At 65.7% G+C, this 16,434-nt stretch carries 14 protein-coding genes; 9 read left to right on the plus strand and 5 right to left on the minus strand.

Annotation, left to right across the window (positions count from 1 at the left end):
* The first annotated feature begins 15 nt into the window (after positions 1-15).
* The gene (gene nrfD / locus M622_RS29295; protein WP_021249206.1) at positions 16-1,134 is read left to right on the plus strand and encodes an NrfD/PsrC family molybdoenzyme membrane anchor subunit; all 1,119 of its coding nucleotides are present in this window, start codon (positions 16-18) and stop codon (positions 1,132-1,134) included.
* A gap of 24 nt (positions 1,135-1,158) precedes the next feature.
* Positions 1,159-4,257, plus strand: a complete 3,099-nt coding sequence (locus tag M622_RS29300) for a molybdopterin dinucleotide binding domain-containing protein (protein ID WP_021249207.1) — start codon at positions 1,159-1,161, stop codon at positions 4,255-4,257.
* 35 nt (positions 4,258-4,292) lie between these two features.
* Here the strand turns inward: M622_RS29300 and M622_RS29305 are convergent, their stop codons facing one another.
* Together M622_RS29305 and M622_RS29310 are read right to left on the minus strand one after the other, a co-directional pair.
* Positions 4,293-4,922 (minus strand): response regulator transcription factor, encoded by a 630-nt coding sequence (locus tag M622_RS29305; protein ID WP_021249208.1) that lies wholly within the window; start codon positions 4,920-4,922, stop codon positions 4,293-4,295.
* Positions 4,915-6,678, minus strand: coding sequence for a sensor histidine kinase (locus tag M622_RS29310; protein WP_021249209.1), 1,764 nt, complete (start codon positions 6,676-6,678; stop codon positions 4,915-4,917). Before M622_RS29310 ends, M622_RS29305 begins: the two co-directional genes overlap by 8 nt.
* 103 nt (positions 6,679-6,781) lie before the next feature.
* Between M622_RS29310 and M622_RS29315 the strand changes: the two genes are divergently transcribed.
* Positions 6,782-7,639: an endonuclease/exonuclease/phosphatase family protein gene (locus M622_RS29315; RefSeq protein ID WP_031346787.1), complete on the plus strand. Its 858-nt coding sequence runs from the start codon at positions 6,782-6,784 to the stop codon at positions 7,637-7,639.
* A 15-nt stretch (positions 7,640-7,654) separates the two neighbouring features.
* Here M622_RS29315 and M622_RS29320 read toward each other — a convergent pair whose 3' ends face one another.
* The 3 genes from M622_RS29320 to M622_RS29330 form a co-directional block, all read right to left on the minus strand.
* The gene (locus M622_RS29320; protein ID WP_021249211.1) at positions 7,655-8,464 is read right to left on the minus strand and encodes a DUF2189 domain-containing protein; all 810 of its coding nucleotides are present in this window, start codon (positions 8,462-8,464) and stop codon (positions 7,655-7,657) included.
* 78 nt (positions 8,465-8,542) lie between these two features.
* Positions 8,543-9,340, minus strand: coding sequence for an alpha/beta fold hydrolase (locus M622_RS29325; RefSeq protein WP_021249212.1), 798 nt, complete (start codon positions 9,338-9,340; stop codon positions 8,543-8,545).
* A 40-nt stretch (positions 9,341-9,380) separates the two neighbouring features.
* Positions 9,381-9,599 (minus strand): DUF465 domain-containing protein, encoded by a 219-nt coding sequence (locus tag M622_RS29330; protein ID WP_021249213.1) that lies wholly within the window; start codon positions 9,597-9,599, stop codon positions 9,381-9,383.
* A 226-nt stretch (positions 9,600-9,825) separates the two neighbouring features.
* Between M622_RS29330 and greB the strand changes: the two genes are divergently transcribed.
* The 6 genes from greB to M622_RS29360 all read left to right on the plus strand — a co-directional run bounded on the left by greB (position 9,826) and on the right by M622_RS29360 (position 16,432).
* A complete protein-coding gene (gene greB, locus M622_RS29335; protein WP_031346788.1) occupies positions 9,826-10,383 on the plus strand; it encodes a transcription elongation factor GreB in 558 nt (185 codons plus the stop codon).
* Between the two features lie 91 nt (positions 10,384-10,474).
* Positions 10,475-12,409, plus strand: coding sequence for a molecular chaperone HtpG (gene htpG, locus M622_RS29340; RefSeq protein WP_021249215.1), 1,935 nt, complete (start codon positions 10,475-10,477; stop codon positions 12,407-12,409).
* Between the two features lie 288 nt (positions 12,410-12,697).
* Positions 12,698-13,465: an ABC transporter ATP-binding protein gene (locus M622_RS29345; protein WP_031346789.1), complete on the plus strand. Its 768-nt coding sequence runs from the start codon at positions 12,698-12,700 to the stop codon at positions 13,463-13,465.
* A gap of 19 nt (positions 13,466-13,484) precedes the next feature.
* Positions 13,485-14,207, plus strand: coding sequence for an ABC transporter ATP-binding protein (locus tag M622_RS29350; RefSeq protein WP_021249217.1), 723 nt, complete (start codon positions 13,485-13,487; stop codon positions 14,205-14,207).
* A gap of 57 nt (positions 14,208-14,264) precedes the next feature.
* A complete protein-coding gene (locus tag M622_RS29355) occupies positions 14,265-15,479 on the plus strand; it encodes an ABC transporter substrate-binding protein (protein ID WP_021249218.1) in 1,215 nt (404 codons plus the stop codon).
* 71 nt (positions 15,480-15,550) lie between these two features.
* On the plus strand, positions 15,551-16,432 hold the full coding sequence (locus tag M622_RS29360; protein WP_021249219.1) for a branched-chain amino acid ABC transporter permease: 882 nt from the start codon (positions 15,551-15,553) through the stop codon (positions 16,430-16,432).
* Positions 16,433-16,434: the final 2 nt, after the last annotated feature.

Below are 16,434 nucleotides of genomic sequence, written 5' to 3' on the forward strand. Positions count from 1 at the left end.
CAAGGAGATCCGATCATGAACCCGAATATCGTCGAAACCCTCAACGTCGCTCGCGAAGTCGCCTGGCTGCCGTGGGCGGTGCAGTATTTCTTCCTCATCGGCCTGTCCTACGGCGCCTTCGTGCTGGCGCTGCCGGGCATCGTCTTCCGCCGCCCGGGTTGGGACAGCGTGTCGCGCCTGGCCTTGCTCGGCGCGCTGGTGTGCGGACTGTCGGCGCCGGTGGCGCTGCTCGCCGACCTGCACCAGCCGGGGCGCTTCTGGCACTTCTACGCCTACTTCACGCCCACTTCGTGGATGTCCTGGGGCGCCTTCTTCATTCCGGTGTACCTGGGCGGGCTGCTGAGCTTTGCCTGGCTCGCCTTCCGCCCCGATCTGGCGCGTCATGCCGCCAGCGGTGGCAAGCTCGCCAGGCTCGCCGGGGTGCTGGCTTATGGCGGGCACGAAAGCCGCGGCGCACTGAAGGCGGCGGCGCTGCTGGGCCTGGTTGGTGCGGTGCTGGTCGCGGTGTACACCGGTGCTGAAGTGGCGGTGGTGCGCGCCCGTCCGTTGTGGAATACCTCCTTGCTGCCGCTGCAGTTCATCGTCACCGCCTTTGCCGGTGCCGCTGGCCTGGCGCTGGTGTTCAACTACTTCAGCGCGCGCAATACGGCGGTCACCCATACCCTGGCGCGGGTGCTGGCGGCGAGTCAGTTCCTTGCGCTGGGCATCGGAGCGCTGTGGCTGGCGCTGGGGCTGAGTGGCCTGTCGGCGACCCACGCCCAGGCCCTGGCCGAAGTCGGCCCCTCGGCCAACTGGCAGCTGTCTGCCGCGTGGGCGGTGGCGGCCACCGTGCTCACCGGCGTGCTGGCGTGGAAGCGCCCCGGCGCGGGCCTGCTGATCGGGCTGCTGGCGCTGCATTCGGCGTGGATGATGCGCTGGAGCATCTTCATCGGCGGCCAGGAGGTGCCCAAGACCGGCGCCGGTTACTACAGCTACTCACTGCCCCTGGGCCCGGAAGGTCTGCTCGGCATCGTCGGCACCGCCGGACTGTGGGTCTTCCTCTTCGTCCTCATCACCACCTTGCTGCCGCTAGAGCGTCTCGCGGCGGGCTCGCCCAGCCTCGCAGCTGGCTCCCCGACCAAAGCCGGCGCCTGAGCGCCCGCGACCAAGGAGCAGATCATGAAAATCGAACGTCGTGAAATCATCGCCGCCGGCGGCCTGGCTGCCTTTGCTGCCGGCTTCTCGCAGACCCTGGGCCGTGTGGTGTCCAACTTCACCGGTGCGGAAGAGCAGCCGAAGATTGCCGACGGCCGCCACATCCACGGGCGCTCTATCGAGCCGGAATACACCGTCGACCCCGTCAGCGGTGCCTTCACCCCCAACCCCAATCAGCAGATCAGCTACACCGCCTGCCTGGGCTGCACCACGCAGTGCGGCGTGCGCGTGCGGGTGGACAAGACCACCGGCGAGGTGCTGCGCGTCACCGGCAACCCCTACAGCCCTTTGTCGACCGAGCCCCACCTGCCGATGAAGACCTCGGTGAAGGAAAGCCTGATCGCGCTGTCGCGTTTCCAGGACCAGGGCCTGGCGGGGCGCTCCACTGCCTGTGGGCGGGGCAATGCGGCGATGGACCAGATGAACTCGCCGTTTCGCGTGCTCACCCCGATGAAGCGCGTCGGTGCGCGCAATTCCGGCCAGTGGCAGCCGATCTCCTTCGAGCAGCTGGTGAAGGAAGTGGTGGAAGGCGGCGATCTGTTCGGCGAGGGCCATGTGGATGGCCTGGCGACGCTGCGCGATTTCAGCACCCCGATCGACCCCGAGGCGCCCGAACTCGGCGCACGGGTGAACCAGGTGGGCGTGCTCACCAGCGTCAATGATGGGCGCGAGAACTTCAGCCGCCGCTTCTGGAACCAGTCCTTCGGCACCCTCAACCACGTCGGCCACGGCTCTTACTGCGGTGGTGCCTATCGCTCCGGTTCGGGGGCGCTGTTCGGTGATCTGAAGAAGATGCCGCATGCCAAGCCGGATCTGTCCAATGCCGAATTCGTGCTCTTCATCGGCACCGCGCCGGGCAACGCCGGCAACCCGTTCAAGATCTTCGGCTCCAAGCTCGCCAAGGGGCGCGCGGACGGGCGGCTGGACTACGTGGTGGTCGATCCGGTGTTGAACAATTCGAACAATCTCGCTGCGGCCGATCGTGGACGCTGGGTGCCGATTCGTCCGGGCACCGACGGTGCGCTGGTGATGGGCATCATGCGCTGGATGTTCGACAACAATAAGGTCAACGCTGACTACCTGGCCTGGCCCAACCTGAAGGCTGCGCACGCCGCCGGTGAGCCGTCCTTCACCAACGCCGGCTGGCTGCTTATTACCCAGGATGGCCACCCGCGCCAGGGTCGCTTCCTGCGTGGCTCGGACATCGGCATCGAGGTCGCAAGCGAGGAACAGTACAAGGACGCTGACCCGTATGTGATCGCCACCGCCGCCGGCGAACTGGTCGCCGCAGGCAGCGCCATGGTGCCGGCGGTGCTGGATGCCTCACGAGTGATCGAGCTTGATGGCAAGCCGGTGACGGTGAAGACGCCCTTCGAGATGTTGCGCGCGTCGGCGCGGCGCTTCGACATCGCCGAGTATTCCGCGCTCTGTGGTGTGCCGGAAGAAGTCATCATCGGCCTGGCTGACGAATTCACCCGCCACGGACGCAAGGCGAGCGCAGTGGCGCACGGCGGCATGATGGCGGGCAATGGTTTCAACAACGCCTATTCGGTGGTGACCCTCAATGCCTTGATCGGCAACCTGAACTGGAAGGGCGGCTTCATCATCAATGGCGGCGGCTTCAAGGACAATGGCGCTGGCCCGCGCTACGACCTCGAGACCTTCCCCGGGCAGGTCAAGCCCAGGGGTACACCGATCGGGCGCAACGTGGCCTATGAGAAATCGGCCGAATTCAAGCGTCGCCAGGCCGAGGGCGAGCCTTATCCGGCTACCGATGCCTGGTTCCCGAATGCGCCTGGCCTGGGCACCGAATGGTTCACCGGCGCGCTGCGCGGCTACCCCTACACGCTGAAGGCGCTGGTGCTGTGGAGTTGCAACCCGATCTACGGCATTCCGGGTATCCGCCCGCTGATCGAGAAAGGCCTTGCTGACCCCAAGCAACTGCCGCTGATCATCGCGGTCGACCCGCTCATCAACGAGAGCAATGCCTTTGCCGACTACATCGTGCCGGACTCGATCATGTACGAGAGCTGGGGCTTTCCGGCGCCGTGGGCGGGCATTCCGACCCAGGCCACGACCGCGCGCTGGCCGGTGGTGGAGCCGAAGGCCGAGCAGACCGCAGACGGCGTGCGCATCGGCATGGAGACCTTCTACATCGCGCTCGCCAAGGCGATGGGCCTGCCCGGCTTCGGTGCCGAGGCCATCGCCGACATGGAGGGCAAGCGCTACCCGCTCGAGCGCGCCGAAGACTGGTATCTGCGTGGCGCGGCCAACGTGGCTTTTGCCGGCAAGGCGGCAGTGGGCGACGCCAGCGACGAGGACATGAGTCTGACTGGTGTGGATCGCATCCGTGGGCTGATGGAAAGCACGCTCAAGCCCGAAGAGTGGCGCAAGGTGGCGACGGTCTACACCCGCGGCGGGCGCTATCAGGCGGCGGGCGAGGCGCAGGACGCCACTAATCCTGAATGGCAGACCAAGCGCTTCACCAAGCCCTTGTGGCTGTGGAACGAGAACATCGGCACCGCGCGCAACACGCTCACCGGCGCGCGCCGCAGCGGCTGTGCCACCTGGGCGCCGCCGGCCTTCTTCGATGGCACACCGATGCGCGAGCTCCACCCCGAGGCCGACTGGCCGTTGCAGGTGGTGAGTTTCAAGTCGGCGCTGCAGAATTCCTACAGCATCGCCACCCGCATCACCGGTCTGCACCCTGACAACCCGGTGATCGTGCACCCGGCCGACGCGGCGCGTGCCGGTCTGCAAAGTGGCGACAGCGCGCGTATCCAGACCCCGGGTGGCGAGGCGGCATGCACGGTGATCGTGCACGAGGGTGTGATGGAAGGCGTGATGGCGATCGAGCACGGCTACGGCCACCGCGAACTGGGTGCGCGCGCGCACCGCATCGGCGAACACACCCAGCCGCAGCGTCCCGACCTGCGCGCGGGGATCAACCTCAACGACCTCGGGCTGTATGACCCGACCCGGGGCGGGGCGGTGATCTGGGTGGATTCGGTGTCGGGGACCGCGGTGCGTCAGGGGCTGCCGGCACGCCTGGTCGCGGCCTGAGCACTGAACGCCCTGTGCGCTGACGCGCAGAGCGTTCAGTCCAGTGCCGCCGGGTCCGCGCGCAGCATCAGGCGCGTGAGCTCGGCGGCACTGCTGACGCAGGTTTTTTCCATCACCTTGTGACGGTGCACGTGCACCGTCTTTTCGCTGATGTCGAGCTCGCGGCCGACGAGCTTGTTGGGCAGGCCTTGCGCCACCAGGCGCGCCACTTCGCGTTCGCGCGGCGACAGGCGATCGAGCAGACCTTGCGCTTCCTCGCAACGCAAGGCCTGCTCACGCGCTTCACCTCCCAGCTTCACCGCGCGGCCGACGGCGTCGAGCAAGGCCTGGTCCTTGAACGGCTTTTCGAGAAAATCGCAGGCGCCGTGCTTCATCGCGTGCACGGCCAGTTCGACGTCGCCATGACCGGTGATGAACACCACCGGCACCGCCCAGCCGCGGCTGCGCAGCACTTGCTGCAGCTCCAGTCCGCTCATCATCGGCATGCGGATGTCGAGCACCAGGCAGGCGATGGTGTCGGTGGTGGGGGCAGTGGAGAGGAAGTCCTCGGCCGAGGCATGGGTGGCAACCTGCCAGCCCACCGATTCGAACAGGAACACCAGCGAGCGGCGAAAGGCGGCGTCGTCATCGACGATGTGGATGCAGAGGTCTTCGAGTTCAGTCATGAGCGTGGTCGCAGGTGAGCCCGGGCAGGCTCAGGGTAAAGCAGGTGCCAGGGCCTGAGTCGGAGTCGGGGGCGGCCGCAGGCGAGGTGGCGATGAGGCGCCCGCCATGGGCTTCGGCGATGCTGCGACAGATCGACAGCCCCAGCCCGAGGCCGTCGGTCTTGGTGGTGAAAAAGGCTTCGAACAGATGTTGCTGGGCGGTGGCGTCGAGTCCGCTGCCGTAGTCGCGTACGCTGATGTCGAGCTTGCCGTCAGTGCTCGCAAGGCGGACTTCGAGCGCCTGGCGCGCGGGCGGCTGTTCGCGGCTGGCGTCGTAGCCATTCTTGAGCAGGTTCAGCAACACCTGCTGGATCTGCAGACGGTCCACGGCGATGCGTGCGCCCGCGGGCAGGGTGTCGACCAGGCTGACCTGGGGCGCACGCGCCATCATGCCGCGGAACAGGGCGATGGCCTCGGTGGCGAGCTCGCGGGGTTCGACGCCTTCGCGGGCGGCGGTGCGCTTGCGCGCGAAGGCGCGGATACGACCCAGGATGGCGGAGGCACGCTCAGCCTGAGCGGCGATTTCGGCGGTGGCCTCGCGCAAGGCGGCGTCGGTGAGGCGGCCGTTGTCGGCGCGGCGGATCACGCTGCTGGCGTAGTTGGTGATGGTGGCAAGGGGCTGGTTGAGCTCATGCGCGAGCGTGCCCGAGAGTTCGCCCAGCACTGACAGGCGGGCGAGGTGGTCGGCTTGCTCCTGTGCCGCCCGCGCACTTGCTTCTAGCCGGTCGCGCTCGGTCAGCGCCGCGCTGAGCGCGGCGGTGCGCTTCTGCACCAGGTATTCGACGCGCACGGTGTACAGGATCCAACCCAGCATGAGCAGTGCAAAGCCGCCCACCCAGGGCCAGTAGCGCTGCGCCATGACTCTCAAGGTGGGCTCGCGCAGGTAGGCGTAGGGCCCGATTTCCAGCCTGCGGAAGAGTTCGTGCACTGCTTGGTAGTCGGCGGGCACGGCCCACGCCAGGCCGTCGCGTCCGCCCTCCATCGACAACAACGCGATCGCCACCGCCTTGGCCAGCGCGGGCGCGGTGTGGGGCAGGCTGGCGAGCGGCCAGTCGGGGTACAGCGGCGTGCTGGTGGCGCAGGGGAAGCCGGGTTCGTTGCGTGGCGCCAGCACGCGAAAGGCGGCTGCGCCTGCGCCCAGGCTCTCGAGCACGCAGGTGCGTACGACGCCGGCATCGGCGCGGCCGCTGGCAACCGCTTCGAGCACGCGGTTCATGGGAAAACCCACGGCGTGCAGCGCGGCGAGATCGTCGTCGGGCGAAAGACCGACTGCGGTGAGTGCGCCCCAGAACAGTTGAAAGCCACCGAAGCCTTCGCGCCCTACAATGGCGACACGCTGGCCGCGCAAATCCTTTAGTGTGCCCAGCTCGGCGCGCTCGGCGCGCACGATGACGGCTGAACCGAGGGCGCGCTCCGGCGAGCGTCCGCCGCCACCATCGAGGGTGAGGATGCGGCTCGCGCCCAATTCGGCCTCGAGCTCGACGTAGTGGCCAGGGTTGGTGATGACGAAGTCGAGCTCGCCCGCGATCACCGCCGCGCGCATGCGCGCGTGGTCGAGCTGGAGCAGGCTGAGCGGGTGTCCGGGCAGACTGCGTTCGAGGTGGTGCAGCAGCGGCGACCATTCGTCCACGGTCGCTTCCGCGCCGAGAAAATCCAGCACCCCGATGCGGATCTCGGCCTGGGCAGCCGCGGGCTGCGGCAGGCAAAGCGAAAGCATGCAGGCAAGCAGGGCAGCGAGAGGAGCGCTTGGTAGCGACATGGGTGCAAAATCGTCTTTTGTGTGGTGGGCGTCAAGCCGGCCAGGTTGAGCGGGGGGAATGATGAGGCTGTTGAGTTGGAACATCCAGTGGGGACGGGGGGCCGATGGTCGTGTCGATCTGCAGCGCACTGCGAACGCGATTCGCGCTGCGGGCGAGCTCGACGTGATCTGCCTGCAGGAGGTGGCGTGCAATTTCGCCGGTCTGGCCGGCGGTGCGTGCGAGGACGAACTGGCCTTCTTCGCGGCCGCGTTTCCAGACTACACGCCGGTCTTTGCTGCGGCCCTGGATGTGCCGGATGGTGGCGGCGCGCGTGCGCTGTTTGGCAACCTGTTGCTGTCGCGCCTGGCGGTGGGGCAGGTTTTCCGCCACATGCTGCCAGCGCCGGCCGACCCCGGCGTGAACTCGATGCAGCGCGTTTGTGTGGAGGCGGTGCTGAGTGGGGCGCGCGGGCCGCTGCGGGTGTTGAGCTCCCATCTCGAGTACTACTCGCAGCGTCAGCGTCGCGCTCAGGTCGCGGCGCTGCGTGACTTGCAGCGCGAGGCCTGCGCCCAGGCTGCAGCAGGGCCGGCGGTGCCGATGGCAGGCTCCACCTCAAGCTTTGCACAGAGGCCACGACCGGCGTCGGCGATTCTGTGCGGGGATTTCAATTTCGAGCCGGAGGCGGATGAATACGCGCTGCTGCAGACGCCGTTCGCAGATCGGGTTCCGGGGTGGCGCGATGCCTGGGCAGTCCGTCATCCACAGCGGCCCCATGCGCCCAGCGTGGGCCTGCACGGGGCGGAGTGGCCGGCGCGGGCTTATTGTTGCGATTACTTCTTTGTCAGCGCGGACCTGGCGCCGCGCGTGACCATGGTCGAGGTGCTGGCCGCGACTGCGGCCTCCGACCACCAGCCAGTGGTGCTGGAGCTGATGGACTGAGGGTGCAGTCCGGGCCTATTTCTGCGCCAGAGGCTCGACCAGGTCGCGATAGGCATGCCAGGTGGCGTGGCCGATGAGGGGCATCATGACGACGAGGCCGACATGAAAGGTGAGAAAGCCGATCAGGGTCAGTGACACGATCAGCGCGGCCCACACCAGCATCGCGCCCGGGTTGCGCAGCAGGGCGGCGAAGCTGGCGATCATCGAGCTGACCGCGTCCTGGTTGCGGTCGAGCATGAGTGGGATGGACACCACACTGGCGGCAAAGGCGACGAAGGCGAAGATCAGACCGACGCCGAAATAGGCGGCGAGGAAGTCGAGGTTCTGCATGCTCACGATCTGGGCGACGAATCCCGCCAGGCTGGGCATTTCGCCGGTGTAGAAGAGGGCGAAGATCACCAGTGAGGCGCGCGCCCAGACCAGGAATATGACCCCCAGCACCACCGCGAACACTCCGATGTTGCTGGCGTTGCGGCGCCACACGGTGAGCGTGGGCAGCAAGGCGCAGGGTTCGCCGCGTTCGCGCCGACGGCTGAGTTCGTAGGTGCCCATGGCCAGGAAGGGACCCAGCAGCAGGAAGCCCGAGGTCAGCGCAGAGGTGTATTGGTAGGCGTGGCGGAAGATGACGGTGAGCAACAGGCCCATGGCGGCAAAGCAGAAGCCGTAAAACAGGCTGGGAATCGCGCACGCCTTGAGGTCGCTGGCGCCGCGTGCGATCCAGCGCAAGGGCGCACCGATCGAAACCACGCGCACGACCGGAAAGGGTGGGCCAGGCTCCTCCCTGGCGGGGGCAGGCGGGGGTGGGGTGTCACTGGGCTGCGCCATGTCTCTCTCCTGTCGGGTTTGTTGTTCTGGCAACCAAGGGGCAGCTAAGCGTTCACTGAGGGGCGCGTCTGTCGTGCTTTACGAGGGCTCCCTCAGGGCTTCGAGCAGTGCCTCGGGCACTTCCTGCATTATCGAGTGGCTGCTGCCGGCGAGCACAAGCATGCGCGTGTCGCCGCAGGCTTTTTCGAGCGTGTCGAGCAGGGATATCACCGCGTCGACGGGCGTCATCTGATCGAGTTCCCCGCTGATGACGACAGTGGGGCAGCGCACCTGCGCTGCTGCGCTCAGGCCATCCTGCCAGGTATTGCAGGCTGAGAGGTCGCTCGCCAGGGTTGCTCCGCCCTGTTGCTGCATGCGCTGCAGGTTGGCGGCCTGGAGCGCCTGACGGCGTGACTCGCCAAGCACCTCTGCCGGCGCGAACGAGTACTTGTTGATCAGCGCGTAGGCTTGATCGGGGTCGTTTTGCGCGAGATCGAGCAGGAGGGGTGATACCCGCATGGGCAGCGCGGTGCCGACCAGCGCGAGCTGACGCACGCGCTCCGGTGCCATGCCTGCTGCGGCAAGCGCGACCAGCGAGCCCATGCTGTGGCCGCACAGGCGCAGCTGCGCATGGCCGAGTGCCTCGGCCAGCGCCAGCACCCAGGCGGCCATGCCGGCGATGTCGGCGATCGGTGCGCCGGCGGAGTGGCCATGGCCGGGAAGGTCGGGGGCGATGAGATGGTCGCCTGCAGCCGACAGGCCCTGGGCGAGCTCGGTCCACACGCCGTGGTCGTGGCCGGCGCCGTGAATGAGGATCCACGGCGGGTTGCTGCTGGCCTGAGCGGGCAGGAATTCGGCCATGGCCACTGTCTGGCCGTGGATTTCGATGTATTTCATGGTCACTCCAGAGAGGTGGCCAGCAGGCACGGGCGCAGGCTCAGGCGAGCTCGTTGGGATCGAGCAGGCGCTCGATGGCGACAAGGCGGTCCTTGAGCAGCAGCTTGCGTTTCTTGAGTCGGCGTACGATCAGTTCGTCTGCGACGGGAACGAGCGACAGACGAGCGATCGCCTCGTCCAGGTCCTGGTGTTCGGTCCGCAGCTCCTGGAGCCGAATGCGCAGGTTGGTGGCTTCTTCATCGAAGATGTCTTCGTTCATGGTGACCGGGCTGAAAGCAGTGGGTTGGGGCAGCCTGCCAGGACAGGCTGAGGTGTGGGTTTGGGCAATGGGGTGGGGCTGAAGGCCGGGAGCTCGGGCTGTGCGTGACAAGCCGGCTGCTGCTGCGATGGTATGCGCCGCGTCAATGAATGACAACCGAGGGTGACGACCGGGCCGGCTGTTTCCTATCATCACTCTTTTGATGCATGCGCTGGAGAAGATTGCAGTGAACAAGGCCTTTGTGAAAGAGCGTGACGGCGATGACGAGGACGACGACGAGCTCGTGCCGACCTTGCGCCTGCCGGCGGGCAGCAAGAACTACATGACACGGCGCGGCTATGACGCGCTGCGTGTCGAGCTCGACCAGCTCGTGCGCATCGAACGCCCGCAGATGGTCGAGACCGTGGCCTGGGCGGCGGGCAATGGAGATCGCTCCGAGAACGGCGACTACATCTATGGCAAGAAGCGCTTGCGCGAGATCGATCGCCGCATCCGTTTCCTGATCAAGCGTGTGGAGAGCGCCGAGGTCGTCGACCCCGAGCGCCAGCAGGGGCTGGAACAGGTCTTCTTCGGTGCCACGGTCAGTTTCTGTGACCTGGATACGGAGGAGGAGCAGACCTGGCAGATTGTCGGTGTGGACGAGGCCGACGCTGCACACGGCCGCATCAGCTGGATTTCGCCGCTGGCGCGTGCCGTGCTGAAGGCGAAGGTGGGCGACGTGGTGCGCTTCCAGAGTCCGGCCGGGATGCGCGAGATCGAGGTGGTGGACGTGCGCTACCTGTGAATGCGCTGTGCTTCGCTGCGGACTTGAAATCTGCGTCGCCCGCCCCCAAGTGCTGCTCCGTTCACATCAAACCCGACGGAGCCTTAGCCCTATGTCCGAAGCTCAAACCGCCTCTTCCCAGACGCTGAATTTCCAGGCCGAGGTGAAGCAGCTGCTTCACCTGATGATCCATTCGCTGTATTCCAACCGCGAGATTTTCCTGCGCGAGCTGGTTTCAAACGCGTCCGACGCCTGCGACAAGCTGCGTTTCGAGGCGCTGGATACGGGCAGCCTGTATGAGAACGACTCCGAGCTGAAAATCCGCATCGGCTTCGACGCCGAGGCGAAGACCATCACCATCGCCGACAACGGCATCGGCATGAGCCGCGACGAGGCCATTACCCATCTGGGTACGATCGCCAAGTCGGGCACCAGGGAATTCTTCGGTCAGCTCACCGGTGACCAGAAGAAGGACGCCAACCTCATCGGTCAGTTCGGGGTGGGCTTTTATTCCGCCTTCCTGGTCGCCGATCGCGTCACCGTGCTGACCCGCCGTGCGGGGCTGCCCACGAGCGAGGGCGTGAAGTGGGAGTGCTCGATGGCGGGCGATGAGGCCGGCGCCTACACCGTGGAACAGATTGAAAAGCCTGGCCGCGGCACCGAGATCACCCTGCACCTGCGCGAAGGACAGGAAGACCTGCTGTCGTCGTGGAAGCTGAAGAGCCTTGTGCGCAAGTACTCCGACCACATCATGCAGCCGATCGTGATGAAGAAGGAGGAGTGGGACGAGGACAAGAAGGCCCAGGTGGTGACCGACGAGGATGAGACGGTCAACCAGGCCAATGCCTTGTGGGCGCGCGCCAAGAACGACATCAGCGAGGACGAGTACAAGGGCTTTTACAAGCACGTCTCGCACGACTTCGAGGACCCGCTGGCGTGGACTCACTCGCGTGTCGAGGGCCGGCACGAATACACCAACCTGCTCTACATCCCGAAGAACCCGCCCTTCGATCTGTGGGACCGCAACGCCCGTCATGGCATCAAGCTCTATGTGAAGCGGGTGTTCATCATGGACGACGCCGAAAAGCTGATGCCGAGCTACCTGCGCTTCGTGCGCGGTGTGGTCGATTCGGCCGATCTGCCGCTGAACGTGTCGCGCGAGATCCTGCAGGAGTCGAAGGACGTCGACACCATCCGTTCGGGGTGCACGAAGAAGGTGCTGACCCTGCTCGAGAGCCTGGCCAACAGCGATGAGGCGGCGGACAAGGAGAAGTACGCCACCTTCTGGAAAGCCTTCGGCAAGGTGCTCAAGGAAGGTGTGGGCGAGGACTTCGCCAACAAGGAGAAGATCGCCGGCCTGCTGCGCTTTGCGTCTACGCTGGCCGACAGCAGCGATGAGACGGTGTCGCTCGCCGACTACATCGGGCGCATGAAGGAAGGCCAGGACAAGATCTACTTCGTCACCGCCGAATCCTTCAACGCGGCCAAGAACAGCCCTCACCTCGAGGTCTTCCGCAAGAAGGGCATCGAGGTCCTGCTGCTCACCGACCGTGTCGACGAGTGGGTGACCGGCAATCTGACCGAGTTCGATGGCAAGCAGCTGGTGTCCGTGGCCAGGGGCGGGCTGGATCTGGGGGCGCTGGAAGACGAGGCCGAGAAGCAGGAAGCGGAAAAAGCCGCTGACGAGTACAAGGAGTTGCTCGACAAGATGAAGGCGAGCCTGGGTGAGCGCGTGAAGGACGTGAAGGTGACCCTGCGCCTGACCGACTCGCCAGCCTGCCTGGTCGCGGACGAGCACGATGTCGGCATGAACCTGGCACGCATCCTGAAGGCGGCGGGGCAGAATGCGCCCGAGTCCAAGCCCATCCTCGAGATCAACCCCAAGCATCCGGCGGTGCTGCGCCTGAAGCACGAGGACCAGAGCTTTGACGACTGGGCGGTGGTGCTGTTCGAGCAGGCGCTGCTGGCCGAAGGCGGCACGCTCGACGACCCGGCCACCTTCGTCAAGCGCATCAACCAGTTGATGATGGCGATGAGCGCGAACTGAGCGACCCACACCTGGGCCGTGAATCAAACGGGCGGTGCGCCGAAGGGCGGCCGCCCGTTTCAATTTTCAGCGCTGCGATAAGGACGAACGCGCTTGTCCCATCGTCGCGCGCTGTCACCCTCGGTACGCCGAAACCTGCCCTGCAACAAGACAGCTCACGCCGCCTGGTATTCGTCAACGCCGGGTAGCGGCGCGGTGCCAATAGGGGCAAACCATAGGTTGACGCCCCTCACCCCAGCCGGAACACTCCACCGCTACAAAAACACAACGATGGCTGGGGAGACACCCTTGAGCGAGTACATCCTCGAGACCCGTGGACTCACGAAGGAGTTCAAGGGTTTTGTCGCAGTATCCGGCGTCGACCTGAAGGTGGAGAAGGGGCACATCCACGCCCTGATCGGCCCCAACGGCGCCGGCAAGACGACCGTATTCAATCTGCTGACCAAGTTCTTGCCACCGACCTCGGGGTCCATCCTGTTCGAGGGGCGAGACATCACCCGCGAGGCGCCGGCGCTTACGGCACGCCGCGGTATGGTGCGCTCGTTCCAGATCTCGGCCACCTTTCCCAACCTCACCGTGCGCGAGAACGTGCGTATCGGCCTGCAGCGCAAGCTCGGTACCGAGTTCCATTTCTGGCGTTCGGTGAAATCGCTCAATGTGCTTGACGACGAGGCGATGGCGCTGCTCGAGGCGGTGGACCTGACCCAGTTCGCTGACACCGTCACCGCCGAGATGCCGTATGGCCGCAAGCGTGCGCTCGAGATCGCCACCACGCTCGCGCTCGACCCGACCATGCTGCTGCTCGATGAACCCACCCAAGGCATGGGCAACGAGGACATCGCGCGCGTGGTCGAGCTCATCCGCAAGGTGTCGGCCAAGCGCAGCATCCTGATGGTCGAGCACAACCTGTCGGTGGTCGCCAACCTGTGCGACCGTATCACCGTGCTCACCCACGGCAGCGTGCTCGCCGAGGGCAGCTACGCCGAGGTGTCGAAGAACCCCAAGGTGCTCGAGGCCTATGTGGGTTCCGACGACATGAGCGACGCCCACCATTGATTCCCCGCGACCGCCAGCCATGACCAGTGCCTTCACCCCCCGTCCGGAAATGCTCCGGATCCAGGACCTTCACGCCTACTATGGCGAGTCCCACATCCTGCACGGCATCAACCTCAAGGTTGCGCGCGGTGAGTGTGTGACGCTGCTCGGGCGCAACGGCGCGGGGCGTTCGACCACGCTCAAGTCGGTGCTTGGTCTGGTGAGCCGGCGCACTGGCTCGATCATGGTCAATGGCCGCGAGGTCATCACCGAGCCGACACACCGCATGGCGCACTACGGCATCGGCTACGTGCCCGAGGAGCGCGCCATCTTCGCTTCACTCAGCACCGAGGAGAACCTGATGTTGCCGCCGCAGGTGGCGAGCGGGGCAATGTCGGTGGATGAGATCTACGGCATGTTCCCCAACCTCTACGAGCGCCGCAGCAGTCCGGGTTCCAAGCTGTCGGGCGGCGAGCAGCAGATGCTGGCGATGGCGCGCGTGCTGCGCACCGGGGCCAAGCTGCTGCTGCTCGATGAGATCACCGAGGGCCTGGCGCCGGTGATCGTCAAGAAGCTCGGTGAAATCATTGTCGAACTGAAATCGCGCGGTTTCACCATTGTGCTGGTGGAGCAGAACTTCCGCTTCGCCGCGCCGCTGGCCGACCGCCACTACGTGCTCGAGCACGGCGAGATCATCGCCACCATCAACGCCGACGAGTTGCCGGGGAAGATGGACTGGCTGCACCAGACGCTGGGGGTCTGAGCGGCACGGCCGCTCAGCGCTCGCGTGACAACCATACGAACGAGACGGAGACACACGATGCAGATGAAGAAACTCAGCACCCTGGCCTGCGCGGCCGCCTTTGCCACGCTGTCGGGCGCGGCAAGTGCGCAGATCTCGGACAATACGGTCAAGGTCGGCGTGCTCACCGATATGTCGGGCACCTATTCCGACCTCGCCGGCGCCGGCGCCGTGCTCGCCACCGAGATGGCGATCGCGGACTTCATCGCCGAGGCCAAGCCCGCGTTCAAGGTCGAGATGGTCTCCGCCGACCACCAGAACAAGGCCGATATCGCCTCCAACAAGGCGCGCGAATGGTTCGAGCGCGAGGGTGTCGACACCGCCACGGAACTCGTCACCACCTCGACTGCGCTCGCGGTGATGAAGGTCGCCAAGGAGATGAACCGTGTCGCGCTGATGAGCGGCCCCGCCTCGACGCCAATCACCAACGAGCAGTGCAACGACGTCACCGTGCACTACACCTACGACACCTATGCGCTCGCCAACGGCACCGCCAAGGCGGTGACCCAGCAGGGCGGCGACACCTGGTTCTTCCTGACCGCCGACTATGCCTTCGGCCAGGCGCTGGAGAAGGACTCGTCCGCGGTGGTCATCGCCAATGGCGGCAAGGTGCTGGGTTCAGTGCGCCACCCCTTCCCGGCCGCGGACTTCTCGTCCTTCCTGCTCCAGGCCCAGGCCTCGGGCGCCAAGATCATCGGCCTGGCCAACGCCGGCGCCGACACCACCAACGCGATCAAGCAGGCGGCCGAGTTCGGCATCACCCCCAAACAGTCGCTGGCCGGGCTGTTGATGTTCATCTCCGACGTGCATTCGCTCGGGCTGCAGGCCACCCAGGGCATGTACCTGACCACCGGCTTCTACTGGGATCTCGACGACGATACCCGCGCCTGGTCCAAGCGCTTCTTCGAGAAGCAGAAGCGCATGCCGACCATGGTGCAGGCGGGCCAGTATTCCTCGGTGCTGCATTACCTGCGCGCGGTGCAGGCGACTGGCACTGACGAGGCGGGCAAGGTCATGGCGCACATGAAGGCCACCCCGATCAAGGACTTCTTCGGCAAGAACGGCCGCATCCGCGAGGACGGGCGCATGGTGCACGACATGTATCTGGCGCAGGTGAAGACACCCGCCGAGTCCAAGTACCCGTGGGACTACTACAACATCCGCCAGACCATTCCCGCGGAAGAGGCCTTCCAGCCGCTGGCGCAGTCGAGGTGCCCGCTGGTCAAGAAGTGATCTGATCGCGGAGTCTTCCGCACTTCACGACGCGTGGGGGCGGCGCGGCCGCCTCCATGCGGGAGTCGCATATGGAAATTTTCGGTGTCCCGGGCGCACTGCTCGGCAGCCAGTTGCTGGTCGGCCTGATCAACGGTTCGTTCTACGCGATCCTGAGTCTGGGCCTGGCCATCATCTTCGGCCTGCTCAACATCATCAACTTCAGCCACGGCGCCCAGTACATGATGGGCGCCTTCGTGGCGTGGATCGCGCTCAACAAGCTGGGCGTCAACTACTGGGTGGCGCTGCTGTTCGCGCCGATCGTCATCGGCGCGCTGGGCGTGGTGATCGAGCGCACGATGCTGCGCAAACTGTACAAGCTCGACCATCTTTACGGCCTGCTGCTGACCTTCGGCCTGGCGTTGATCTTCGAGGGCGTGTTCCGCGACCAGTACGGCATCTCCGGTCAGTCCTATCCTGTGCCTGAGTTGCTGCAGGGCGGGGTGAACATAGGCTTCATGTTCCTGCCGATTTACCGCGCCTGGGTGGTGGTGGCTGCGCTGACGGTGTGTTTTGCGACCTGGTTCATCATCGAGAAGACCAAGCTCGGCGCCTACCTGCGCGCCGGCACCGAGAATCCACAGATGGTGCAGGCGCTCGGCATCAACGTGCCGCTGCTGATCACCTTCACCTATGGCTTTGGCGTTGCGCTCGCGGCCTTCGCCGGCGTGCTCGCCGCACCGATCTATCAGGTCAGCCCGCTGATGGGTTCGAACCTGATCATCGTCGTGTTCGCCGTGGTGGTGATCGGTGGCATGGGCTCGATCATGGGGTCCATCCTGACCGGTCTTGGCCTCGGCCTGATCGAGGGCCTGACCCGCGTGTTCTACCCTGAAGCCTCGGCGGTGGTGGTGTTCGTGATCATGGTGATCGTGCTGCTGGTGCGGCCCGCCGGTCTGTTCGGCAAGGCCTGAAG

It is taken from the genome of Thauera terpenica 58Eu (assembly GCF_000443165.1).
Lineage (GTDB): Bacteria > Pseudomonadota > Gammaproteobacteria > Burkholderiales > Rhodocyclaceae > Thauera > Thauera terpenica.

Bases quoted from the DNA above. Each gene is read 5' to 3' on its own strand.
- nrfD (WP_021249206.1), top strand. From the start codon at position 16: ATGAACCCGAATATCGTCGAAACCCTCAACGTCGCTCGCGAAGTCGCC.
- M622_RS29300 (WP_021249207.1), top strand. From the start codon at position 1,159: ATGAAAATCGAACGTCGTGAAATCATCGCCGCCGGCGGCCTGGCTGCC.
- M622_RS29305 (WP_021249208.1), bottom strand. From the start codon at position 4,922: ATGACTGAACTCGAAGACCTCTGCATCCACATCGTCGATGACGACGCC.
- M622_RS29310 (WP_021249209.1), bottom strand. From the start codon at position 6,678: ATGCTTTCGCTTTGCCTGCCGCAGCCCGCGGCTGCCCAGGCCGAGATC.
- M622_RS29315 (WP_031346787.1), top strand. From the start codon at position 6,782: ATGAGGCTGTTGAGTTGGAACATCCAGTGGGGACGGGGGGCCGATGGT.
- M622_RS29320 (WP_021249211.1), bottom strand. From the start codon at position 8,464: ATGGCGCAGCCCAGTGACACCCCACCCCCGCCTGCCCCCGCCAGGGAG.
- M622_RS29325 (WP_021249212.1), bottom strand. From the start codon at position 9,340: ATGAAATACATCGAAATCCACGGCCAGACAGTGGCCATGGCCGAATTC.
- M622_RS29330 (WP_021249213.1), bottom strand. From the start codon at position 9,599: ATGAACGAAGACATCTTCGATGAAGAAGCCACCAACCTGCGCATTCGG.
- htpG (WP_021249215.1), top strand. From the start codon at position 10,475: ATGTCCGAAGCTCAAACCGCCTCTTCCCAGACGCTGAATTTCCAGGCC.
- M622_RS29350 (WP_021249217.1), top strand. From the start codon at position 13,485: ATGACCAGTGCCTTCACCCCCCGTCCGGAAATGCTCCGGATCCAGGAC.
- M622_RS29355 (WP_021249218.1), top strand. From the start codon at position 14,265: ATGCAGATGAAGAAACTCAGCACCCTGGCCTGCGCGGCCGCCTTTGCC.
- M622_RS29360 (WP_021249219.1), top strand. From the start codon at position 15,551: ATGGAAATTTTCGGTGTCCCGGGCGCACTGCTCGGCAGCCAGTTGCTG.